A 23,447-nucleotide genomic window follows, 5' to 3' on the forward strand; every position below is an offset into this window, starting at 1 on the left:
GGCTCTTCCCCATGGAGATTCTCGGCACCACGCTCCGCATCTGCGTCGACGACCTGGAAGCCGCGGTCCCGTTCTACGAGAGACTCTCGGGCGGACCGGCGATGCGCTTCGAACGCGGTGGAGTCCAAGTGGCCGCCGTCGGCTGCTTCCTGCTGATGAGTGGACCGGAGTCGGAGCTGGAGGTCCTGCGGAAGGTCGCCGCTACCATCGCCGTCGAGGACGTCGACGAGGCGAACCGGGTCCTCACCGCCTCCGGCGCCCACGTGCTGGCCGGCCCCATCCCCACCCCCGTCGGCCGCAACCTGATCGCGGTCCACCCCGACGGCTCGGTCTACGAGTACGCCGACCGCCGGACGACCGCGTGAGGCTCAGGGTGCGAACGCGGCCACGACGAGGTCCGTGAGCAGCGCGCCCGCCGTGCCGTCGGGATCCAGATCCGGGTCGTAGATGGTGACGTTGAGGCCCACACAGTGCGGTGAGCGGACCAACGGGCGCAGCAGCGCGGTCAGTTCGTCGGGGAGGAGCCCATCGGGGTCGGGGCTGTCGACGGCGGGCATGACGGACGGGTCGAGGACATCGGCGTCCAGGTGGACCCAGAACCCGGCCAGTTCGGGTGTCTCGAAGCTCAGCGCGGTGACCCGGGCGAGATCGTCCGCGCCCCACGTGCGCAGCTCGCCGACGGTGACGACGGGGATCTTCAGGGCGGCCAGTTCGGCGCGCTCGTCCTCGAACTGGTCCCGGATGCCGAAGAGGCGTATGTCCTCGTCGCGCAGATAGGGCCGCAGCCCCTCCAGATCGGTCAGGTCCCGCTGGCCACGCCCGGTGGCGAGCGCCAGCTCCTCGCCGCCGGCCGCCCCGACCCGGTCGGAGTTCCCCGGATGCCGGAAGTCGGAGGAGGCGTCGACGGCGACCAGCCCGTACCGCCCGATCCGCCGCAGCGCGAGCGAGGCGCCGAGCTGGATCGAACAGTCCCCGCCGAGGACGACGGGCAGCTCACCGGCCCGGACGTGCCGCTCGATCCGGTCGGCGAGCCTGCGGGTGTACGAGGCGATCGCGTCGGCGTTGAAGACGCCGTCGCCCTCCTGCCAGTCGCCCCGGTCGTAGCGCGGCGGCACCACCACCCCGCCCTCCAGCGCGCCGAGCCGCCGCACGATCCCCTGTTCCCGCAGGGCGCCGGCGAGCTTGTGGCAACCGGGCACGGTCCCCGGGGCGGGCGGACGCAGGCCGAGGTTGGAGGGGGCGTCCACGACGACGATGTTCCGCATGGATCCCATCCTGCGCGACGGGGCTGCGCACCGGGACGGGAACGGATCATTCCGGCAGACGGCTCCCGCCCGGGGCCGGGCGCTCCATCTCCGTGGTGAGCGCCCACCGCTGATGGTCCCGCCAGGCCCCGTCGATGAACAGGAAGTCCGGCGAGAACCCCTCCAGGCGGAACCCGCACCGCCGGGCGAGCGCGATGGAGGCGGCGTTGCCGGGTTGCACGTTGATCTCCAGGCGGTGCAGCCCCATGAAGGTGAACGCATACTCGACCACCAGTGCGAGCCCCTCCCCCATCAGACCCCGCCCGGCGGCATGGGCGAAGGCCCCGTAGCCGAGGGCGCCGCTCTGGAAGCCGCCCTCCACGATGTTGTTGATGTTGATGAAGCCGGCGATGCCTCCGCCGTCCTTCTCGCACACCAGGAACCCGGCCTTGGCAGGATCCTCGATGAGCCGTCCCGCGTACGCGGCATAGGCCGCGGGTGTGGCCGGGGGAAACAGCCACGGCCGGTGCAGCTCCCGGCTCTCCCGCACCCGCGCGACGAACTCGGCCCCGTCCTCGGGTGTGAACCGCCGGATCGCGACGCGGGGGCCTTCGATGAGGTGACGAACGTTCTCGGACACCCCGTCACGGTACGTCGGAGCAGGCGTCACCTGCGCCGTCTCATGAAGAACGCCCCGCACACCGCTCCGACCAGACCCGTCCCGAGGAGCGCCAGCCACAGGGGCATGGAGACCTCGGAGACCAGCAGCTGGATGTCGGTGCTCTGGGTGTTCTGGAAGACGAAGACGAGCGCGAGGACGGCGAGCAGGCCCACGACGACCCTGCCGGGGGTCAGTGTGTCGCTCCATCGCTTCCGCCCGTGCGTCCCGACTCGTTCCGATGTCTTCGGGCTCATGTCTCCAGGATGACGCGAGCGACCGGGGCGCGCCTGGTGGGAGGCGTCCCGGAAAGCCGGTCAGTGGGCCCGGAGACCGCTGGTGGCACGGGGAGGGACCGTCAGATCAGCGCCGGTTCGTCCAGCGTCAGCGTCCCCGCCCGGGCGTCCAGCTCCGCCGTCACCCCGAAGGGGATCGTCAGCGCTCCTTCCCCGTGTCCGAATCCGAACTCCTCCACCACCGGCACGCCGAGCCCGGCGACCCGGTCGACGAGCAGCGCCCGCACCTTCTCGTACGGGTCGCACTCCGCCCAGGAGCCGAGGACGATGCCGGCGACCCCGTCCAGCCAGCCCGCTCGCAGGAGCTGGGTGAGGTAGCGGTCGAGGCGGTAGGTCTCCTCGCCCACGTCCTCCAGGCAGAGCAGGGCGCCCCGGGCGGACGGCCGGGCGTGGGGGTTGCCCAGCTCGGCGGCGAGCAGGCAGAGGCAACCGCCGAGCAGAACCCCCCGCGCGCGGCCCGGTACGAGGGCGGTGCTTCCCTCGGCGGCCCGGATCGTGCGTACCGTCTCCGGGGAGAACAGCGTGGCGCGCAGATGCTCCTGGGCCCGGACGTTCTTGAGGAAGTCGACGCCCGCGGCCATGGGGCCGTGCAGGGTGACCAGTCCGGCCCGGGTGGCGAACGCCTCGTGCAGGGCGGTGATGTCACTGAACCCGACCAGTGTCTTGGGGCCCGCCGCCCGTATCGCGTCCCAGTCGAGCAGGTCGACCATCCGCTGGACGCCGTAGCCGCCGCGGGCGCACAGCACGGCGGACACCGACGGGTCGCACCAGGCGCTCTGGAGGTCGGCGGCACGGTCGGCGTCCGTGCCCGCGAGGTAGGGGAACTCGGGGTGCCGGTCCAGCGTGTGGGGTGCGACGACGGGATCGAGGTCCCAGCCGCGCAGCAGGTCCAGCCCGGCGCTGAGCCGTTCCTCGGCCACCGGTCCGCTGGGCGCGACGACGGCCACCCGGGCGCCGGGGACGAGGCGAGCGGGTCTGGTCAGTGGGGTCACGGGTGTCACTGGTGTCACTGGTGTCACTTGGCGAGCTCCAGAGTAGGGATACCCGGAGGATTCAACCCGAAGACCCGCGCGTACAGCGAGAGCTCCGCCTCCAGGACCCGCACCATCGTCTCCGCCCGCCGGAAACCGTGCCCCTCCCCCTCGAAGGCGATGTAGGCGTGCGGCACCCGCCGCCCGTCGATCCGGGCCAGGAACCGCTCGCACTGCGCGGGCGGACAGATCACGTCGTCGAGGCCCTGAAGCAGCAGGAACGGCGCCGTGATCCGGTCCGCGTGCTCGATGGGCGACCGCTCCACGTACCGCATCGGCTCCTCGGCCAGGGGCCCGACCAGGCTCTCCAGGTACTGGGACTCGAAGTCGTGGGTGTCCCCCGACCCCCAGTTCGCAAGGTCGAGGACGGGGTACAGGATCGTTCCGCAGGCGTACACGTCGGTCGCGGTCAGGGACACGGCGGCGGTCCAGCCGCCCGCGCTGCCGCCCCTGATGGCGAGCCGGGTCCGGTCGGCGGTGCCCTCGTCGGCCAGGGCGAGCGCGACGGCCGCGCAGTCCTCGACGTCGACGACGCCCCACTGCTCGCGCAGCCGGTTGCGGTACTCCCGTCCGTATCCGGTGGAACCGCCGTAGTTGACCTCGGCGACGCCGATGCCGCGTGAGGTGAAGTAGGCGATCGCGAGGTCCAGGACCAGCGGCGCGCGGCTGGTGGGCCCGCCGTGCGCCCAGACGACGTAGGGCGGCAGCTCGGTGCTGAAGGCGACGGAACCGGGGTTGTGGGGCGGGTAGACGTGGGCGTGGATCTCGCGTCCGGCGGGGCCGAAGAAGCTGCGGATCTGGGGTTCGGGGTAGTAGGAGGGGTCCACCGGGTCGTCGTGCGCGGCACCGATCACCCGGGCGTCGCCGGTGGCGGAGTCCAGCTCGACCACCTCGTACGCGCTGCGGGGGCTGGCCCCGATGCCGAGGACCCGGCCGCCGTGCACCGCGAGCGAGGGGGCGAACTCGGTCCATGGTCCGGCCGCGTCCACGACCTGGCCGGTCTCCAGGTCGAGGACGCCGAGCGCGGTGGCCCCCCGCCCGTGGATCACGGCGACGAGCCCGTCGTCCAGCAGCGCGAACCAGCACCAGCCGACCTTCCACAGCGGGCCGCCGAACTCCTCCTCCCGGGCACACAGGGCCGTGCGGTCGCCGCCGTCGGGGTCGAGGCGGTAGAGGTTCCAGTAGCCGGTGGTGTCGCTGGAGTACACCAGGGTGCCGTCGGCGGCCCAGTCGACCTGGGCGACCGACTCCTCCGGGCCGCCCGCGACGGACCGGGGCGCGCCGAGCCGACCGTCCTCGGTCACCTCGGCGACCAGCAGCGACGTGCCGTCCCACGGCATCCGGGGGTGGTCCCAGGCGAGCCAGGCGGCGCGGCGGCCGTCCGGTGAGAGACGGGGGCAGGTGACGAACCTCCTGCTGTCGTCGGTCAGTTCCCGTACGGCGCCGCGGTTCTCGGCCGCCGAGCCGTCCAGCGGTACCGCGGCGACGACCCGCCGCACGTCGGTGAGCCCCTCCCCGGTGAACTCCTCCAGGACGCACCACACCTCGTCCCGCTCGGGGTGCGGCCGTGGGTCCACCCAGCGCAGTCCGCCGCCGACCGGCGACACCGGGGTGAGCGGGCGGGGCTCGCCGCCCGGCTCGAATCCGTAGAGACGCTGGTCGGCGAAGTTCGCGAAGACCACGAGGGGGCCGGTGTCCCGCAGGACCCCGGTCCAGGGCTGCCCGCCGTACTCCATGACCCGACTGCGCACGTTCCACGGGGCCGGCAGGACCGACTCCTCCGTGCCGTCGGCCGTGCGCCGCACCAGGGTGCGTCTGCCGCCCTCGGTGGGCCGGGGCTCCGTCCACCAGGCCTCGTCGCCGACGAAGCCCACGAACTCGGGATGCCCGTCGTGCGCGGCGGCGAGCGCCGCGTCGATCGGCGAAGGCCACGAACCGTACGCCAGGGTCTGCACCTTGTCCCCCATGTCCTCAGTCCCTCAGTCCCTCAGTCCCTCAGTCCTTCAGTCCCTTGGTCCGTAGTCCCGCAGGCTGCCGCGTGCCGTCGGTCAGGCCGTGCGCAGGAAACGGTCGAGCACGCGGACGCCGAAGTGGAGCGCCTCCACCGGGACACGCTCGTCGACACCGTGGAACAGCGCCGCGTAGTCGAAGCCCTCGGGGAGCTTCAGCGGCGAGAAGCCGTAGCCGGTGATGCCGAGCCGCGAGAACTGTTTGGCGTCCGTGCCGCCCGGCATGCAGTACGGCACCACGTGCCCCTCGGGCGCGAACTCCTCGACGGCGGCCCGCATCCGCGCGTACGTCGCCGAGTCCACCGGCGACTGCAGTGCCACCTCCCGGTGCTCGTACACCCACTCCACATCGGGTCCGGTGAGCCGGTCGAGGGTCTCCCGGAACTCGTCCTCGCCGCCGGGCAGATACCGTCCGTCCACGTGGGCGACGGCCTCCCCCGGGATCACGTTGATCTTGTAACCGGCGTCCAGCATGGTCGGGTTGGCGCTGTTGCGGACGGTCGCCTCGACCAGGGCCGCGGCCGTGCCGAGCTTGTCGAGCAGCCGGTCGACGCCGCCAGGGTCGTCGAGGTCGGCCTCGACGCCGTACAGCGCGGCGAGTTCGGTGAGGGCCGCGCGGACGGTCGGGGTGAGTCGCAGGGGCCACTCGTGCGCGCCGATCCGGGCGACGGCCGCCGCCAGCCGGGTCACCGCGTTGGCCCGGTTCACCTTGGAGCCGTGTCCGGCCCGGCCGCGCGCGGTGAGCCTCAGCCAGCCGGTGCCGCGCTCGCCCGCGGCGATCGGATAGATCTGCCGACCGCCGCCGTCGTGGAAGGTGAAGGCCCCCGATTCGCTGATGCCCTCGGTGCAGCCCTCGAAGAGACCGGCGTGCCGGTCGGCGAGGAACCCGGAGCCGTCCTCGGCGCTCGCCTCCTCGTCGGCGGTGAACGCGATCACGAGGTCCCGGCGGGGGCGTACGCCGGTGCGTGCCCACTGCCGTACGACGGCGAGGATCATCGCGTCCATGTTCTTCATGTCGACCGCGCCCCGGCCCCAGACCACGCCGTCGCGGATCTCCCCGGAGAAGGGGTGCACGGTCCAGTCGGCGGCCTGGGCGGGCACGACGTCCAGATGACCGTGGACGAGCAGGGCGTCCGCCGAGGGGTCGGTGCCCTCGATCCGCGCCACCACGTTGGTCCGGCCCGCGGTCCGCTCCAGCAGCGTGGGCTCCAGGCCCGTCTCGGCCAGCAGCGCGGCGGCGTACTCGGCGGCCGGGCGCTCACGGCAGTCCCCGCCGCCGCGGTTGGTGGTGTCGACGCGGATGAGGTCGGAGGTGAACCGGACGACCTCGTCGAGCGCCCGTTGGTCCACGGGTGCCGTCTGCTCAGCCATATGTCTCCTCCACCGCGGCCGAGACGATCGTGGTGACCGCCTTGAAGGTGCGGATTCCCTCGTACATGGTCGGGCTGGTGTACGCGACCTTGCGTTCACCGGTACGGGCCACCCCGGGCACCACGGTCGCGGCCATCGCCAGGTGCTCGGCGTCGAACTCCAGCGCCACGGTGAACGGGCCGCCCCTGACCGGTGCGTGCCGTACCGCGAGCGCAGCGGCCTCCTTCGCCGCCGCGCGGATGTCGGCGGCCGTCCTCGCGGGGGTCCGGCACACCGCCGCGTACCGCGACACATGGTCCTTGACCGCCACTTTGAGCGCCTCGGGCGCATAGCCCAGGGCGTCCTCGCACGCCACGTCGTCGCCGGTCACCAGCACCACCGGTACCCCGTACTCGGCCACCACATGCGAGTTGAGCAGCCCCTCACTGGCCCGCTCGTCGTTCACCCACACCCCGGTGATGGAGTTCGCCAGGTAGGTGTGGGCGAGGACGCCCTCCATCCCGGCGCCCGCGTGGTAGCCGACGAACGCGATGCCGTCCACGTCGCCGTGCTGCACGCCCTCCACCATGGACAGCGCCTTGTGCCGGCCGGTGAGCATCTGCGCGCGCTCGTCCAGCTCCTCCAGCAGGAGATTGCGCATCGTCCAGTGCGCCTCGTTGATCAGCACCTCGTCGGCCCCGCCGTCGAGAAAGCCGAGCACGGCGGCGTTCACGTCCGAGGTGAACATCGAACGGCACCGCTCCCACTGCGGTGTCCCCGGCAGCACGTCGGCCGGCCAGGTGACACCGGTGGCGCCCTCCATGTCGGCGCTGATGAGGATCTTCATGGCTCGAAACCGTACGCGCTCACGACGATCCGTGGCAGACCTGTGGATAACTGTCACCGACCCGGCCCACCGTGGCGGGACCCAGGGCCCTGGTGCCGCGACAGGCAGCGTTCGCCTTGTCGCGGCACTAGGCCGTGCGCCCCGCCACATACCACCTCGACGGCAGCTCGATCCGGGTTCCCTCGGCCGTGTGTTCCGTGGTGACCAGGGGAAGTTCGCCGCTGGTGACCACGGTGAGGCCGGCCGCGCCCAGGTACTCCGGGATCGCCGCGTCGCTGACCTCGCCCGGGGCGATGCCGTGCCGGAAGACCGGGGCGAGTTTGGCCGGTGGGCCTGCCGGATCGGCCGCGAGGCCCATGAGGACGCCTTTCGCGGTCTCGGCGAGTTCGACGAGGCAGACCCGGCCGCGTTCGCCCAGCAGCGTGGCGACGGTGTCGACGAGGCGTTGGCGGTCGTCGGGCTCGCACTGGTGGAGGACGCCGCGCACATAGACGTTGGCGTCGCCGAGCTCGGCGTGGAGGGCTTCGGCATCCGTCTTGTCGACCGCGTCGAGCACACGGTAGGCGGCCCGGCCGTCGGGGTCGGCTCGGCGGGCCAGGTCGAGGGCGGCGGTGGAGAGGTCGGCGCCGATCACGCGGGGGAAGCGGTCGGCCAGGAAGCGGGTCTGGGTGCCGTTGCCGCAGCCGAGGTCGACGAGCGGGAGGTCGGCGGAGGTCAGATACGGTTCGAAGAGCGCCAGATGGACGGCCGCGGTCCGTTCGGGTCCGGCGTCCCAGAAGACGGCACCCGGTTCGTCGGACGCCTCCCGCCAGAACCCCTCCCAGGCTTCCCGGTACCGACTCGTCACGCTCATGCCCCACACCCCCGGATCAGCGACACGGCCGCCGCTTCGGCGGCCCAGATCGGTCTACCGTGCTCGGCGGCCGCAGACAAGAACCGTGCGCGTCCCTTCCCCCCTCGTCCGGACCACACGCTCCCCCGAGCGCCCCGCACGCCCCCAGGACCAGGCCGGTGCGGGCACGGCCCCGTCGGTGTCTCAGCGCCGCCGCGGCAGGGTCAGTTCGAACCACACGGTCTTGCCCACGCCCGTCCGGCTGGTCCCCCACTCGCGGGCCAGGGTGGTCAGGACGCGCAGTCCACGGCCGGACTCGTCCGTCGGCGCCGCGCTGAGCAGGTTCGGCAGGGTGGGGTCGTCGTCGTAGACCTCGCACAGCAGGGTGTCGCCACGGACCAGACGCAGTTCGACGCGGCTCCCGCGCGCGTGCCGTACGGCGTTGGTGACGAGTTCGCCGACCAGGAGCTCGGTGGTGTCCGTGAGGGTGTCGAGACCCCAGACGCAGAGCTGTTCGCGGACGGCGGCGCGGGCGCGCGCCACCTCGATCGGGTCGCGGGCGAGACGCCACTCGGCGACGTCCTCGGGCTCGATGCCATTGAGCCGGGCCATCAGCAGGGCCACGTCGTCCTTGCGGCCGCCGCGTGTGTTGAGGGCGCGGATGATGGTGTCGCAGGCGTCGTCCATGGAGGCGGCCGGGTGGGCGGCGGACTCGCAGAGCGTCGCGAGGCCCACTCCGATGTCCTCGCCGCGCATCTCGACCAGGCCGTCGGTGCACATCACGAGCCGGTCGCCCGGCTCCACGCGCACGCGTACCGCCTCGAACGCCACTCCGCCGACCCCGATCGGCGCGCCCGTGGGCAGGTCGAGGAGTTCACTGCGGCCGTCCACCGCGCGGACCAGCACCGGCGGGATGTGCCCGGCGTTGGCGAGGTGGAGTTCGCCGGCGATGGGGTCGTAGACGGCGTAGAGGCAGGTCGCGAGATAGTGCTCGCCGAGCCGCTGGGCGAGGTCGTCGAGGTTGCGCAGGAGCTGTGCGGGCGGCAGGTCGAGGGCGGCCATCGTCTGCACGGCCGTGCGCAACTGTCCCATCATCGCGGCGGAGTTGAGACCGTGCCCCATGACGTCGCCGACGACCAGGGCGGTGCGGGCGCCCGGCAGCTTCACCGAGTCGAACCAGTCGCCGCCGACCCGCCCGAGCAGGGTGCCCGGCAGATAGCGGGTGGCGATGTCGCAGCCCGCCATGTGGGCCTCGATCTGCGGGAGCATGCTGTCCTGGAGCGTCTCGGCGACGTTCTCCTGGTAGGTGTACATGCGGGCGTTGTCGAGGACGAGGCCCGCCCGGGCGGCGAGTTCGGCGCCGGTGACGCGGTCCATGTCGTCGAAGACCTCGCGCTCCGGGTGGCGCAGCAGGATCATGAAGCCGAGCACGACGTTACGGGCCTTCAGGGGCACGACCAGCATGGAGCGGCCCGTGATCAGCGGCCGGATGTCGCGCTTCTCGAACTGCGCGGCGATCGCGTGTCCCATCTGCTCGCTGATGCGCGGCACGAGGACGGGCTCGCCGGTGGTCATGCACTGGAAGAACGGGGTGTGCGCCGGGAACGGCATGGCCTCGCCGACGGGTACGACGTCGTCCCAGCGGCCCGGCTCGTCCGTGTGCTCCACGGCCACCCGGTGCCACATGGTCGTCGTGTCGGGCACCCCGTCCGGGAACCCCTCACCGGCGACGACCTGTTCGCGCAGGTACGTGCCGGCGACGTCGGTGAAGCGGGGCACGACCGCCCTGCTGACCTCGACGATGGTCCGGGAGAGGTCGAGGGAGGTGCCGATGCGCCCGCTGACCTCGTTGAGGAACTCCAGGCGCTCGCGTACTGCTGCGTGTTCGAGGTCCTCGCCCTCGTCCGGCGCGTCCTGCGGTACCGGCAGCCCCTCCGCGACGGCGCGCGCGGCCCGTTCACGGCGGGCCTGTCGCTCCGCACGCCGGGGCACGCCCCAGTCGGGGGTCACGGGCACCCGGTCGTTCTGGCTGAACTCCAGGACCGGATAGCCCAGTTCGAGGACCTGGGCGACGATGCGGGCACCCTCGCCGACGCTCATGCTGGGCAGGATCTCGGGGAGCCTGCGGGCGAGTTCCTCGGCGCCGGGGAAGTCGGTGTGCAGGGCGAAGCCGGGGGCGATGCGTTCGACGGCGACATCCGCCCCGTCGTCCCGCCGCAGTGTCCCGGCGTCGGCGGCCAGCACCAGGAGCCGTTCCCTGCCGGGGCCGACCAGGGGGTACGCCCACCACAGCACGTCGATCCGTTCGCGGCCGGGCACGGTGAGCCGGGCGCGGCCGGCCGCCGGGTAGGACAGCTGTCCGTCGAGCGAGGTCTCCAGGTCGTGGCCGAGGGCGTCGTACGCGCCGTAGGCCGCGTGCGGCGGGGGGTCGTCCTCGTCCGGGAGGGCGCCGGAGACGGGCAGCAGGTCCAGGGCGGGGTGGCCGACCGCGTCGTCCTTGGTCGTGCCGAAGAGGCGGCGTGCGCCGGAGCTCCAGTGCGACACGAGCCCGGCGCGGTCGACGAGGACCACGGCCAGGGGAACGCGGCCGGCCGCGGCGTGCTCCGGCGTCTCGTCACCGGCTCCGGGGCCGGTAGTCGCGCCCGTGTCGGTGCCACGGTTCATGGCCAAGGCCCTTTCTCCCCACGGCTCGCAAGATCTGTGCCGCCTTCACTACCGTACGGCTGCGTAGCGTCGCGATGTGTGGCAATACGCGAATTCCTCCGTAGGAGCCTCCGGCGCACGCGCTGGACACACGGGCGGCGCACGATCACTCGCGCGCCCCCCGAGTGCCCAGCTCCCTCACTCCGCGTACCCCAGTTGGAGGTCCTGTTCCGTCCTGGAGCCGGACGGGACCTGGAGCACCGTCGCGACGGGCGGATACCCGGTGGCGATGACCGTGTACTCGCCGGCGGAGAGGTCGACGAACCGGAAGGTCCCGTCGATGCCGGTGGTGATCGTGTCGACGACGTTCCCGGCGGCGTCGAGGAGTGTCACGCGCGCGTCCTCCACCGGTCGGCCGCCCCCGGCGCGGACCGTGCCCCGCAGGACGGCGCCCCCGGCGAGCTCGATGTCCTGGCGCGTCTCGCGGGCGGCCCGCACGGTGACGGGCAGCGCGGCCGGCCGGTAGGAGTGGGCGCCGGCGGCGAGGGTGTACTCCCCTGCGACCAGTTCGCTGATCAGGTACTCGCCCTCCTCCCCGCTGCGGGTGGTCACGACGACCTCGCCGTGCACGTCGGTGAGCGTGACGGTCGCGTCGCTCACCGCCCGGCCGTCCGGTGTCCGTACCGTCCCGGCCAGGCGTCCCGCGCCGCCGAGCACGATGTCGACCTCGACGGGCCGGTCCCCGACGGTGACGCTCACGGCCTGCGGCTGGTGGCCGCCGGCGGCGGCGATCAGCACGTACGCCCCCGGCCCGGGCGTGGACAGCGCGTACCGCCCGTCGTCGCCGCTGCCGCCGCGCCCGGTCTGCCGGCCGCCGGCGTCGATGAGGGTGAGCGCCGCCCGGGACACGACGGTGCCGTCGGGGTGCTGGACCGTGCCGCGGACGGGGACGCCGGGGACGTGCGGCGAACGCGCCTGCGGGATCTGGACGGAGGGCATGGCCGAGGGCGCGGGCTCGGGCGTGGGGTCGGCGGGAACCTCGTCGAGGGGCACCGGTGTCCTCTCCTTGAGGAAGCAGGCGATGAGGAGCCCGAGGACGAGCACCGGCGTGAGGTACAGGAAGATCCTCGGCATGGCCTCCGCGTAGGCCTGGACGTAGGCGTCGCGCAGCGGGTGCGGCAGGGTGTGGACGAGGTCCGGGGTGAGGGATCCGGGGTCGGGGAGGACGGCGTCGGCGCGCTGCGGGAGGCGGTCGGTCAGCCGGGCCGCCAGGAGCGCGCCGAAGGCGGCCGTGCCCACGCTGCCGCCGATCTGCCGGAGGTAGTTGCCGGCCGCGGTGGCGGGCCCGACGTCGGCGGGGCGCACGGAGTTCTGCACGGCGAGGATCAGGACCGGCATCGCCATGCCGATGCCGGCGCCGAGGACAGCGGTCCAGACGCCGAACTGGAGCCGGGGCGTGTCCGTCTCCAACCGGGCCAGCAGCCACACGCCGAGCGCGGTCAGGGCGCTGCCGAGGACCGGGTACGTCCGGTAGTGCCCGGTGCCGCCGATGAGCCGGCCGGAGATCACGGACGCGCCGACGATGCCGGCCATCATCGGCAGCATGAGCAGCCCGGACTCGGTGGCGGAGATCCCCCCGGTCATCCGCAACTGGGTCGGCAGGTAACTCGCCGTGCAGAAGAGGGCGATGCCGATGACGATCCCGACCAGGCCGGTGACGACGAAGACGGGGTCCTTGAACAGCCGCAGCGGGACGAGGGGTTGGGTCGCGAACCGCTCGGCGACGAGGAAGAGGGCGGTCGCGACGACCGCGCCGGTGGCGAGGCCGAGGACGGGCCGCGACGTCCAGGCGTACGTGGTGCCGCCCCAACTCGCCAGCAGAACCGCGCAGGTCGAGGCGGTGGCGAGCAGCAGGGTCCCCAGGACGTCGAGGCGCCCGTCGGTCGTGGACCTCGGCAGCCGCAGCGCGAAGGTGACGACGGCCAGCGCGAGAAGCCCGGCGGGCACGTTGAGGTGGAAGCACCACCGCCAGGTGAGGTGGTCCGTGAGCAGGCCGCCCAGGAGCGGTCCCGCGACGGAGGCGAGGCCGAACGCGGCGCCGACCAGACCCAGATAGCGGCCCCGGTTCCTGGTCGGCAGGATGTCGGCCATGATCGCCTGAACACCGATCATGAGGCCGCCCGCACCGACGCCCTGGAGCGCGCGGAACGCGATGAGCTGGTCCATGTTCCGGGAGAGCCCGGCGAGCGCGGAGCCGGTCACGAAGACCGTGAGGGCGAACTGCAGGACGCCCTTGCGGCCGTGGAGTTCGCCGAGTCTGCCGTAGACGGGAAGGGTGACGGTGGCGGTGAGCAGATAGGCCGTGATCGGCCAGGACAGGCGGTCCGCGCCGTGCAGCTCACCGACGATCTCGGGAAGCGCGGTGGCGACGACCATCTGCTCCAGCGCGGCGAGGAGCAGGACGAGCAGGAGCGCGGAGAAGACCAACAGGGCCCGGTGCGGACCGAGTCGGGGAGGTCCGTCCGCCGGTGGCGGCGGGGCGGGTGTGGTGGTCGGCTCGTCCTTCACCAGTGTGGTCGCGCCCATGCGTACCGCTCCCCTCGTCGCACTTACCGCACAATTCCCGCGTTAAGCGGCAACTGTCGGCAAGTGCGGCGAGTTACGGCATTCCGGGGAGCGTCACGGAGATCCACTCGATCCGGTGAGGACGGCAACGCGCCCCCGATGATCGCCCGTTGGACCGGGCACCCTTCTCTTTCCGGGTTACTTCTCGACCTCGGCGGCCAGGTTGGCGAGCAGGGCGTCGTAGATACGGGCGAGGCCCTTGGGGGCGAAGGTCTTCTCGAAGAAGCCGCCGATGCCGCCGGCGCCCTGCCAGGTGGTGGTGACGACGACGCGGGAGCTGCCCTGGCCCGCCGGGGTGACCCGCCAGACGGTGACCATGGAGGAGTTGCGGTCCTTCTCGACGAGCTCGCCGTCGGAGGGCTCGGTGACCTCCAGGAGGCAGTCACGGACGCGCTTGCTGGTCGCCTGGAGCTTCCAGTGGACGAGGGTGCCCTCGCCGTCGCCGCCCTCGCGCACCTCGTACTCGCTGAAGTGCTGCGGCATCAGCTTCTCGCGCGCGCCGCTGTACTCGGCCAGAGTGTCGAACACCGTCTCCGCGTCCGCCGCGACGACTCGTTCAGTCGTGGCCTCGACCTGCGCCATTGCACTTCCTCCAGCACTTGGTAACTCGGGGATGTGCGGAAAGCCAACCACCCCCCGGCCGGAGGGCCCAAATCGGGGTGCCCCAACGGCCCGGAGCGGGCGGCCCCGAGGACCCCCGACAAGACCTCCACACGATGCTCGAGAACCAGTTCGCACGATCAAGGGAACATGTGTTCTATTCTGGGCCGAGAGCAACCGAGGAGGCGTCCATGCGCTGGGACCATCTGGCCGAGAACCCCGCCACGGCCCGGGACGCCGCGCTGTTCGGCGCGGACGTGGTGACGAGCCGCACCTTCGACACCCCCGAGTTCCGCGGCATGACCTTCCACGAGGTCCGCGCGAAGACGATCGTGAACCGGGTGCCGGGAGCCTCCCGGATGCCGTTCGAATGGACCGTGAACCCCTACCGGGGCTGTTCGCACGCGTGCGTCTACTGCTTCGCCCGCAGGACCCACAGCTATCTGGACCTCGACACGGGCCTGGACTTCGACTCACAGATCGTGGTGAAGATCAACGCACCCGACCTGCTGCGCCGACAGCTCGCCTCACCGCGCTGGCACGGCGAGCACATCGCCATGGGCACCAACGTGGACTGCTACCAGCGCGCCGAGGGACGCTACCGCCTGATGCCGGGCATCATCGCCGCCCTGCGCGATCACGCGAACCCCTTCTCGATCCTGACCAAGGGCACACTGATCCTGCGCGACCTGGACCTGATCCGGCAGGCCGCCGAGGTCACCGAGGTCGGCATCTCGGTCTCCGTCGGCTTCACCGACCCCGAGCTGTGGCGCACGGTGGAGCCGGGCACGCCCGCCCCGGAGCGCCGGCTCGACGTGGTGCGGGCCTTCACCGACCTCGGTATCGGCTGCGGGGTGCTGATGGCCCCCGTGCTGCCCTTCCTCAGCGACCACCCCGACCGACTGCGCGCCACCGTGCGAGCGATCGCCGCCTCCGGCGCCACCTCGGTGACCCCGCTGGTACTGCACCTGCGGCCCGGCGCCCGCGAGTGGTACACGGCCTGGCTGCAACGCCACCATCCCCATCTCGTACGGCGTTACGAGCTGCTGTACGCGGAGGGCGCCTACGCGCCCAAGTGGTACCAGCGGCAGATCACCCGTCAGGTCCACGAGCTGGCCCAGGAGTACGGCATGGGCCCCCGGCGCGCGGAGCTGCCGCGGCGGACACCGGCACGCGAGCCGGTCGCGCCGGAGCCGGTCCCGGACACGGCGCCGACGCAGCTGACGCTGCTCTGACCTCCCTCGGGGCATCCGGGCGCTTCTCGCGCCCCCGATTGGGTCAACTCTCGCTGGAACGAGTTCCTTCGAGGGCCTGCTCCGGGACGATGCGACGAAGGCCGTGGTGTGCACGGCCCGAAATCCTCCGTCCTGGGAGGCCTGACGAATGAAGAAACGCGCAGCTGCTCTGTGCGGTGCCGCCGCCGTGTTGGCCGGAATGGTCACGGCGGTCCCGGCCGGCGCGAGCGGCGCTCTCGCCGCCGCGCCGGCGGCGAAGCTCGCCTGGAAGAAGTGCGCCACCGGCGACTACCCGACGCTCCAGTGCACCACCCTGAAAGTGCCGTTGAACCACCACGAGCCGCACGGCAGGAAGATCACGCTCGCCCTGTCCCGCGTCCCGCACACCGCGAAGAAGTACCAGGGCCCCCTGGTGGTCAATCCGGGCGGGCCCGGCGGCAGCGGCCGCACCCTGGCCGGATTCGTCGCGTCCTCGCTGCCGAAGAAGGTGGCGGCGCAGTACGACGTCATCGGTTTCGACCCGCGCGGCGTCGGCGCCAGCAAGCCCGCGCTCACCTGCCGGCCCGGTCATTTCGCGCCGGTGCGCGCCGACTCACTGCCGGCCGACGTCAAGACCGAGCGGGCCAATCTCAAGCGCGCCAAGGCCTTCGCCGACGCCTGCGCGAAGAAATACGCTGACGTGCTGCCGTTCATCGACACGATCAGCTCCGTCAGGGACATGGACGCCATCCGCGCGGCCCTCGGCGCCAAGAAGATCAACTACTTCGGCTACTCGTACGGCACGTACCTGGGCGCCGTGTACGCCAAGCTCTTCCCCCACCGGCTTCGCCGCGCGGTGCTGGACTCCGTCGTCGACCCCTCGGGCGTCTGGTACGACGACAACCTGCAGCAGGACCTGGCGTTCAACGACCGCCACCGGGCGCTGATGGCCTGGATCGCCAAGAACCACAGGACGTACCGGCTCGGCACCGATCCGGAGAAGATCGAGGCCAAGTGGTACGCGATGCGGGCGGCGCTGGCCCGCAAGCCCGCGGACGGCAAGGTGGGGCCCTCCGAGCTGGAGGACACCTTCCTGCCCGGCGGCTACTACGACGGCTACTGGCCCCATCTCGCCGAGGCGTTCGCCGCCTACGCCAACAAGAAGAACGACGACCCGCTGGTCGAGGCGTACGAGAACTTCGGCGCCGTCGACGCCGCCGGTGACAACGGCTACAGCGTCTACGCCTCGGTGCAGTGCCGCGACGCCCGCTGGCCGCGCGACTGGGCCGAGTGGCGCGACGACAACTGGGCGGTGTACGAGAAGGCGCCCTTCATGGCCTGGAACAACGCCTGGTACAACGCGCCCTGCGCGTTCTGGCCGACCGAGGCCCTGAACCCGGTGGACGTCTCGAACACCGCGCTGCCGCCGGTCCTGATCCTCCAGGCGACGGACGACGCGGCCACCCCGTACGAGGGCGGAGTCGTCACGCACCAACTGCTGCGGGGCTCCAGTCTGGTGGTCGAGCAGGGCGGCGGGAACCACGGCATCTCGTTGGCCGGCAACGCCTGCCTGGACAAGCACCTGGTGGCGTACCTGACCGATGGCAGCGTGCCGCGCGGCACGGGCGAGGCCGACGCCGTCTGCGCCAAACTCCCCGACCCGAAGCCCCTGAGCACCAAGGCCGCGTCCGCCTCGTCCCGGGGCTCGACGCTGCACGGCCTGCTGGGCTTCCGCCGCTGAGACCCGGCCGTGGGGGCCCGCCGAAAACCGCGGGACTCCCACGGCCGCCCCGTCTAGGGTGCCGCCATGGACGACTCCCCCCATGAGCTCCGCATCCGCGAGATGACGCCGCCCGACTGCCGTCCCGTGGCGGAGATCCGGGTGGCGGGCTGGCAGACCGCCTACGCCGGGCTCGTCCCCCAGTCGTACCTCGACGCGATGCGGGTGGCCGAGGACGCGGAGCGGCGGCGCGAGCTGCTGTCGAAGCCCGGCAATCCGGTGGTGAACCTGGTCGCCGAGCGGGCCGGCGAGATCATCGGCTGGGCGGCGTACGGGCCGTACCGCGACGGCGAAGTCCGCACCGAGGACGCCGAGTTGTACGCGCTCTACGTGCGGCCGGGACAGTGGGGCGGCGGGGTCGGCGAAGCACTTCTGCGCACCTCCACCGCACGCTGCGAGGCCGCCGGCCACGGCCGCGTGCTCCTGTGGGTGCTGAGGGAGAACGCCAGGGCCCGTCGCTTCTACGAACGTCACGGCTTCACGGCCGACGGCACGGAGGAACCCTTCGAGGTGGAGGGGGTCGACATTCCCGAGGTTCGTTACGCGCGACGCCTTTGAGGGGCGCGGGGAACCGCGCGACCAGCCCCCACAGGCCGCGAGCCGAACCCACGACCCGCCGGCGGAGCGCTACCGCTGCCGGGGAATCCGCGTCAGCGCCCGCACCGCCGCCTCCGCGAGGCTCGGATGGGCCAGGGCGTCGTTCAGCACGGGCTCGGCCCTGGTGTCCCCCAGCACCCCCAGCCCCTCCACACAGGCGAGCGCCACCCTGCGGTAGGGGTCGTGCGGCCTCAGTCGCCGCTGGAGCGTGGTGATCAGCGCGGGCACCGCCTCGGGCGCCCGGAGTTCGACGAGCAACCGCACAGGGTGCAGGGCATAGGCGACGCGCAGTTCGTTCGTGGCGAGGGCGGCAGCCGCCCGCGCCGTGCGCGGGTCACCGAGCCGGGCCAGGGCGTACGCGGCGGAGGCGCATCGCGGCGGGTCCCGGTGGTTGAGGAGCAGGACCAGCGACTCGAAGGCCCGGCGGTCCCCCGCCACCCCCAGCCGGAAAGCCGCCAACTCCCGTGCCCACAGAGGCTGCCCCGGCTCGGTGAGCACCGCCGCCAACTCGTCCGTGGACTCGGTCGTGACGAGCCGCTCGTATCCCGCCGCGCCCCCCGACTCGCTCCGCACACGCTCCGTGAGTGATCGCAACTCCTCGTCCATGCCACCGAGCGTACGGGCGTGAACGCGTTTGAGGGACGTACCTCACAAAGACGAGGGCTGGCGCGCTCGTTACCCACCGGTTAAGCTCAGACGAGCGAGTTACCCACTCGTGTTCGCTCCCGACGGTTTGGTGACGCAGCCGTCGTGAGCACAGTCGGTTCGGTACCTGGAGTACCAGTACGGCTCGGCCTCGGGACAGGGCCGGTCGGTTCAGCCGTTCCCCCTGGGCGTGTGCACGCCCCGCGGCGACGGCACCGGGCGTGTGCGTTCATCAGCCCGGCACCACCCACACCCGCGCCCCACGCGCCGCTCGCGCGCTCTTCGCGCATCCGCGGCGCTTCCCTCAGTCGTCACCCTCATTCCTGGAGTCCCGCGATGGCCACTCCCCTTTCCGACTCGTCGCTGTCCCCGCTGTCCGCGCAGTCCCCGTTCAAGACGATCGCCGTGGTCGGTCTCGGCACCATGGGCACCGGTATCGCCGAGGTCCTGGCCCGGGCCGGCCGTGAGGTCGTCGGCATCGACATCAGCGAGGCCGCCGGCGCGCGTGCCGTCGCCGCGCTGGAGGCCGCGACCGAGCGCGCCGTGACCCGTGGTCGGATCACCGAGCAGGAGCGTGGTGACGCCCTCGCCCGCTTCCGCACCTTCACCGACCTCCAGGCCGCGGCCGACGCCGACCTGGTGATCGAGGTGGTCCCGGAGTCGTACGAGATCAAGCAGCAGGTCTTCCGTGAACTCGACGCGGTCGTGCGGCCGGAGGCCGTTCTCGCCACCGGCACCAACGCCCTGTCGGTGACGCGGCTGGCCGCGGAGTCGGCGCGTCCGGAGCGGGTTCTCGGTCTGCACTTCTTCAACCCGGCGCCCGCGATGAAGCTGGTCGAGGTCGTCTCCTCGGTGCTGACCGCGCCCCAGGCCGTCGCGGCCGTCACGGATCTCGCCCTCGACCTGGGCAAGGAACCCGTCGCGGTCGGCGACCGGCCCGGGTTCGTCGCCGACGGGCTGCTGTTCGGCTACCTCAACCAGGCCGCCGCGATGTACGAGGCCAAGTACGCCTCCCGCGAGGACATCGACGCGGCCATGCGGCTCGGCTGCGGCCTGCCGATGGGCCCGCTGGCCCTGCTGGACCTCATCGGCGTCGACACCGCCCGCACGGTCCTGGAGGCCATGTACGCGGCCTCGCACGACCGGCTGCACGCGCCGGCGCCCATCCTCCGTCAGCTCAGCGAGGCGGGCCTGACCGGCCGCAAGTCGGGGCGCGGCTTCTACTCCTACGAGGCGCCCGGCTCCGCCACCGTCGTGCGGGACGCGCTGACGCCGCTGGACGGGGCCGCCACGGTTCCCGGGCGCACCGTCCGCTCCGTGGGTGTCGCGGGCTCCGGGACCATGGCGTCCGGGATCGCCGAGGTGTTCGCGAAGGCCGGGTACGAGGTCGTGCTGGCCGCACGCAGCGAGGAGAAGGCCCAGGCCGCGAAGGCCCGGATCGGCAAGTCGCTCTCCCGCTCCGTCGACAAGGGGCGGATGACCGCGGAGGCCGCCGCCGAGACGCTGGACCGGATCACTCCGGCGGGCACGTACGACGCCTTCGCCGACGTCGACCTGGCGTTGGAGGCCGTGGCCGAGGACCTGGAGGTCAAGCGGCAGCTGTTCGCGACCTTCGACAAGGTCTGCAAGCCGGGCGCGATCCTCGCCACCACCACATCCTCGCTGCCCGTCGTCGCCTGCGCCCGCGCCACCTCACGCCCGCAGGACGTGATCGGGATGCACTTCTTCAACCCGGCGCCGGCGATGAAGCTCGTCGAGGTGGTCCGCACGGTGCTGACCGCCGACGACGTCCACGCCACGGTCCGCGAGCTGTGCGCGAAGGTCCGCAAGCACCCGGTGGACTGCGGCGACCGGGCCGGATTCATCGTGAACGCGCTGCTGTTCCCGTACCTGAACAACGCGATCAAGATGGTGCAGGAGCACTACGCGACGCTGGACGACATCGACGCGGCCATGAAGCTGGGCGGCGGCTACCCGATGGGCCCGTTCGAGCTGTTGGACGTGGTCGGACTGGATGTCTCGCTGGCCATCGAGAAGGTGCTGCACCGCGAGTTCCGCGACCCGGGGCTGGCCCCGGCGCCGCTGCTGGAGCACCTGGTCGCCGCGGGGTGCCTCGGCCGCAAGACGGGCCGTGGCTTCCGCGAATATGCCAAGCGCTGAGCGGACGGGCCGGGCGTCCCCAGCGGCGCCCGGCGACCCGCCGGACGGGCCGACGGCGCGGACCGGCCCGGCGCACCGCCCGGCCGAGCCCGGACCGGCGGACCGCCCGGCGGCCGGCGGGGGCCGTCCCGGCGGGTCGGCGGCCGACGCGGGCTGGGGCGGTCTGCTCGGCCCGGACAGCCGCCCCTCGCCGACCCGTTCCGCCCTCTCCGCGCCCGGACGGTCCCCCGCCGACCCGACCCCCGACCCGACGGCCGACCCGGTCCCGCCCCTGTCCCGGCGGGGCGGGGAGAGGGCGGGACACGCGCACTCTCCTGCACGGATGCAGTACGTTCGGGGCATGTCCCAGCCCGCCAAGTCCTCACGTACACCAGCTGCGCCCGACGCTCCGGAGAGCGCCGCGGGAAGTCGTGCCGCCGCCCAACGCCTCAAGATGCGCCGGGAACTGGCGGCCGCGGCCATGGAGCTGTTCTCGACCAAGGGGTACGAGGCGACCACCGTCGACGAGATCGCGGCGGCGGCCGGAGTCGCCCGCCGCACCTTCTTCCGCCACTTCCGCTCCAAGGAAGAGGCGATCTTCCCGGACCACGACGACACCCTGATCCGCGCCGAGGCGGTGCTCAACGCGGCGCCCCCGCACGAGCATCCGCTCGACACGGTGTGCCGTGGGATCAAGGAGGTCATGAAGATGTACGCGGCCCGGCCCGAGATCTCGGTCGCCCGCTACAAGCTGACCCGTGAGGTCCCGACCCTCCGGGAGGCGGAGATCGCCTCCGTGGCCCGCTACGAGCGCCTCTTCACCCGTTATCTGCTGGGCCACTTCGACGAGCACGCCCACCACGACGCCGGCAACGACGACCCGCTGCTCGCCGAGGTGGCCGCGTCCGCGGTGGTCACCGCGCACAACCACGTGCTGCGCAGGTGGCTCAGATCCGGCGGGCACGGCGACGTCGAGACCCACCTCGACCACGCCTTCGCCATCGTCCGCAAGACGTTCGGCACGGGCATCGGCGCGGGTCGCACCCTTGCGCCCGAGCCGGCCGCCGCGACGGCCTCCACGCACGGCGAGGTCCTGGTGACCGTCGCCCGCACCGATGCCCCCCTCGACGAGGTCATGCGGACCATCGAAGAGGCGCTCCGCGACCGCTGACACCCCCCTCGAAACCCCGATCTACTCAACGGTAACTGTGAGAACGGCCACCCCACCGGGTGGCCGTTTTGGCACGTCAGGGGCCCTTTTCCACCCTCGTCTGATCGATCATCGCTCAGGTGTTACGTAAAGATTTCACCTGAGCGAACTTTCTGGCACTCGGTGCCTTGCGGGGTGACACGGCGTGCCATACGTTGAAGGAGTCCGGGCGGCCGGCGTGCAGCGAACTCTCGTACGCCGGCTGTCCCCGCAGACCACGGTCCGCGCGCCCGGACGCCTGCGTCACAGGCAACCCTCCGCGCCACACACAGCGCCGCCGAAGCACCACCTCCGCCGAACCGACGGCATCAGCACCCAGCTCTGCAGCACCCGACGTAACCCTCAACAGCGTCTTCCCGCGAGGACGCTCGTCGCCGGAGGCACCACCGTGAAGGACATCCTGGACGCGATCCAGTCGCCGGACTCCACGTCCGCCGACTTCGCCGCTCTGCCGCTCCCCGAGTCGTACCGCGCGATCACCGTGCACAAGGACGAGACGGAGATGTTCGCGGGCATGACGACCCGCGAGAAGGACCCGCGCAAGTCGATCCACCTGGACGAGGTCCCGCTGCCCGAGCTCGGCCCGGGCGAGGCCCTGGTGGCCGTCATGGCCTCCTCGGTCAACTACAACTCGGTGTGGACCTCGATCTTCGAGCCGCTGTCCACCTTCGGATTCCTGGAGCGCTACGGCCGCACCAGCGAGCTGGCCAAGCGCCACGACCTGCCGTACCACATCATCGGCTCCGACCTCGCGGGCGTCGTCCTGCGCACCGGCCCCGGCGTCAACGCCTGGAAGCCCGGTGACGAGGTCGTCGCGCACTGCCTCTCCGTCGAGCTGGAGTCGTCCGACGGCCACAACGACACGATGCTCGACCCCGAGCAGCGGATCTGGGGCTTCGAGACCAACTTCGGCGGGCTCGCCGAGATCGCGCTCGTCAAGTCCAACCAGCTGATGCCGAAGCCGGACCACCTCAGCTGGGAGGAGGCCGCCGCGCCGGGCCTGGTGAACTCCACCGCGTACCGGCAGCTGGTCTCGCGCAACGGCGCCGCCATGAAGCAGGGCGACAACGTGCTGATCTGGGGCGCCAGCGGCGGACTCGGCAGTTACGCCACGCAGTTCGCGCTGGCCGGTGGCGCCAACCCGATCTGTGTCGTCTCCAGCGAGCAGAAGGCCGACATCTGCCGGGCCATGGGCGCCGACGCGATCATCGACCGCAACGCCGAGGGCTACAAGTTCTGGAAGGACGAGAACACCCAGGACCCCAAGGAGTGGAAGCGCTTCGGCAAGCGCATCCGCGAGCTCACCGGCGGCGAGGACATCGACATCGTCTTCGAGCACCCGGGCCGCGAGACCTTCGGCGCGAGCGTCTTCGTCACCCGCAAGGGCGGCACCATCACCACCTGCGCCTCGACCTCGGGCTACATGCACGAGTACGACAACCGCTACCTGTGGATGTCGCTGAAGCGGATCATCGGTTCCCACTTCGCCAACTACCGCGAGGCCTGGGAGGCGAACCGCCTCATCGCCAAGGGCAAGATCCACCCGACGCTGTCGAAGGTCTACTCGCTGGAGGAGACCGGGCAGGCCGCGTACGACGTGCACCGCAACCTCCACCAGGGCAAGGTCGGCGTCCTCGCGCTCGCCCCCGAGGAGGGCCTGGGCGTCCGCGACCACGCCAAGCGCGCCCAGCACATCGACGCCATCAACCGCTTCCGGAACATCTGAG

At 72.0% G+C, this 23,447-nt stretch carries 19 protein-coding genes; 7 read left to right on the plus strand and 12 right to left on the minus strand.

Annotated elements, in window-relative coordinates; genetic code table 11:
• Window positions 1–11 precede the first annotated feature (11 nt).
• Entirely contained in the window at window positions 12–365 is a 354-nt protein-coding gene (locus K1J60_RS07655; protein ID WP_220645518.1) for a VOC family protein, read from the plus strand.
• 3 nt (window positions 366–368) lie between these two features.
• Here K1J60_RS07655 and K1J60_RS07660 read toward each other — a convergent pair whose 3' ends face one another.
• The 11 genes from K1J60_RS07660 to K1J60_RS07710 all read right to left on the minus strand — a co-directional run bounded on the left by K1J60_RS07660 (window position 369) and on the right by K1J60_RS07710 (window position 14,117).
• The gene (locus K1J60_RS07660; protein WP_220645519.1) at window positions 369–1,265 is read right to left on the minus strand and encodes an arginase family protein; all 897 of its coding nucleotides are present in this window, start codon (window positions 1,263–1,265) and stop codon (window positions 369–371) included.
• Window positions 1,266–1,311: 46 nt separating this feature from the next.
• Window positions 1,312–1,884, minus strand: a complete 573-nt coding sequence (locus K1J60_RS07665) for a GNAT family N-acetyltransferase (protein ID WP_220645520.1) — start codon at window positions 1,882–1,884, stop codon at window positions 1,312–1,314.
• 26 nt (window positions 1,885–1,910) lie between these two features.
• Window positions 1,911–2,159: a lipopolysaccharide assembly protein LapA domain-containing protein gene (locus tag K1J60_RS07670; protein WP_220645521.1), complete on the minus strand. Its 249-nt coding sequence runs from the start codon at window positions 2,157–2,159 to the stop codon at window positions 1,911–1,913.
• A 101-nt stretch (window positions 2,160–2,260) separates the two neighbouring features.
• Window positions 2,261–3,190, minus strand: coding sequence for a S66 peptidase family protein (locus K1J60_RS07675; protein ID WP_220645522.1), 930 nt, complete (start codon window positions 3,188–3,190; stop codon window positions 2,261–2,263).
• A 23-nt stretch (window positions 3,191–3,213) separates the two neighbouring features.
• The gene (locus tag K1J60_RS07680) at window positions 3,214–5,196 is read right to left on the minus strand and encodes a dipeptidyl-peptidase 5 (RefSeq protein WP_220645523.1); all 1,983 of its coding nucleotides are present in this window, start codon (window positions 5,194–5,196) and stop codon (window positions 3,214–3,216) included.
• An 81-nt stretch (window positions 5,197–5,277) separates the two neighbouring features.
• The gene (locus K1J60_RS07685) at window positions 5,278–6,609 is read right to left on the minus strand and encodes a M20/M25/M40 family metallo-hydrolase (RefSeq protein WP_220645524.1); all 1,332 of its coding nucleotides are present in this window, start codon (window positions 6,607–6,609) and stop codon (window positions 5,278–5,280) included.
• Complete coding sequence (locus tag K1J60_RS07690) at window positions 6,602–7,435, minus strand: M55 family metallopeptidase (protein WP_033529808.1); 834 nt, start codon at window positions 7,433–7,435, stop codon at window positions 6,602–6,604. The genes K1J60_RS07685 and K1J60_RS07690 overlap by 8 nt, the downstream gene beginning before the upstream one ends.
• A gap of 127 nt (window positions 7,436–7,562) precedes the next feature.
• Window positions 7,563–8,288 carry a class I SAM-dependent methyltransferase gene (locus tag K1J60_RS07695; RefSeq protein WP_220645525.1) on the minus strand — a complete coding sequence of 242 codons (726 nt, stop codon included), beginning with the start codon at window positions 8,286–8,288 and terminating at the stop codon, window positions 7,563–7,565.
• A gap of 183 nt (window positions 8,289–8,471) precedes the next feature.
• Complete coding sequence (locus tag K1J60_RS07700) at window positions 8,472–10,931, minus strand: ATP-binding SpoIIE family protein phosphatase (RefSeq protein ID WP_220645526.1); 2,460 nt, start codon at window positions 10,929–10,931, stop codon at window positions 8,472–8,474.
• Between the two features lie 177 nt (window positions 10,932–11,108).
• The gene (locus K1J60_RS07705; protein ID WP_220645527.1) at window positions 11,109–13,496 is read right to left on the minus strand and encodes an MFS transporter; all 2,388 of its coding nucleotides are present in this window, start codon (window positions 13,494–13,496) and stop codon (window positions 11,109–11,111) included.
• Window positions 13,497–13,673: 177 nt separating this feature from the next.
• Entirely contained in the window at window positions 13,674–14,117 is a 444-nt protein-coding gene (locus K1J60_RS07710; RefSeq protein ID WP_220645528.1) for an SRPBCC family protein, read from the minus strand.
• 209 nt (window positions 14,118–14,326) lie between these two features.
• Here K1J60_RS07710 and K1J60_RS07715 point away from each other — a divergent pair, with 209 nt between their 5' ends.
• The 3 genes from K1J60_RS07715 to K1J60_RS07725 all read left to right on the plus strand — a co-directional run bounded on the left by K1J60_RS07715 (window position 14,327) and on the right by K1J60_RS07725 (window position 17,687).
• A complete protein-coding gene (locus tag K1J60_RS07715; RefSeq protein ID WP_220645529.1) occupies window positions 14,327–15,370 on the plus strand; it encodes an Rv2578c family radical SAM protein in 1,044 nt (347 codons plus the stop codon).
• A gap of 148 nt (window positions 15,371–15,518) precedes the next feature.
• The gene (locus tag K1J60_RS07720) at window positions 15,519–17,090 is read left to right on the plus strand and encodes an alpha/beta hydrolase (RefSeq protein ID WP_220645530.1); all 1,572 of its coding nucleotides are present in this window, start codon (window positions 15,519–15,521) and stop codon (window positions 17,088–17,090) included.
• A gap of 66 nt (window positions 17,091–17,156) precedes the next feature.
• Window positions 17,157–17,687, plus strand: a complete 531-nt coding sequence (locus K1J60_RS07725; protein ID WP_220645531.1) for a GNAT family N-acetyltransferase — start codon at window positions 17,157–17,159, stop codon at window positions 17,685–17,687.
• Window positions 17,688–17,756: 69 nt separating this feature from the next.
• Here the strand turns inward: K1J60_RS07725 and K1J60_RS07730 are convergent, their stop codons facing one another.
• Window positions 17,757–18,332, minus strand: coding sequence for an adenylosuccinate lyase (locus K1J60_RS07730; protein ID WP_220645532.1), 576 nt, complete (start codon window positions 18,330–18,332; stop codon window positions 17,757–17,759).
• A 375-nt stretch (window positions 18,333–18,707) separates the two neighbouring features.
• Between K1J60_RS07730 and K1J60_RS07735 the strand changes: the two genes are divergently transcribed.
• The 3 genes from K1J60_RS07735 to ccrA all read left to right on the plus strand — a co-directional run bounded on the left by K1J60_RS07735 (window position 18,708) and on the right by ccrA (window position 23,446).
• Window positions 18,708–20,531 carry a 3-hydroxyacyl-CoA dehydrogenase family protein gene (locus tag K1J60_RS07735; RefSeq protein WP_220645533.1) on the plus strand — a complete coding sequence of 608 codons (1,824 nt, stop codon included), beginning with the start codon at window positions 18,708–18,710 and terminating at the stop codon, window positions 20,529–20,531.
• A gap of 340 nt (window positions 20,532–20,871) precedes the next feature.
• On the plus strand, window positions 20,872–21,681 hold the full coding sequence (locus K1J60_RS07740) for a TetR family transcriptional regulator (RefSeq protein WP_259407606.1): 810 nt from the start codon (window positions 20,872–20,874) through the stop codon (window positions 21,679–21,681).
• A 427-nt stretch (window positions 21,682–22,108) separates the two neighbouring features.
• Window positions 22,109–23,446, plus strand: coding sequence for a crotonyl-CoA carboxylase/reductase (gene ccrA, locus K1J60_RS07745; protein WP_220645534.1), 1,338 nt, complete (start codon window positions 22,109–22,111; stop codon window positions 23,444–23,446).
• The last annotated feature ends 1 nt before the right edge of the window (window position 23,447 follow it).

The organism is Streptomyces akebiae (assembly GCF_019599145.1).
Lineage (GTDB): Bacteria > Actinomycetota > Actinomycetes > Streptomycetales > Streptomycetaceae > Streptomyces > Streptomyces akebiae.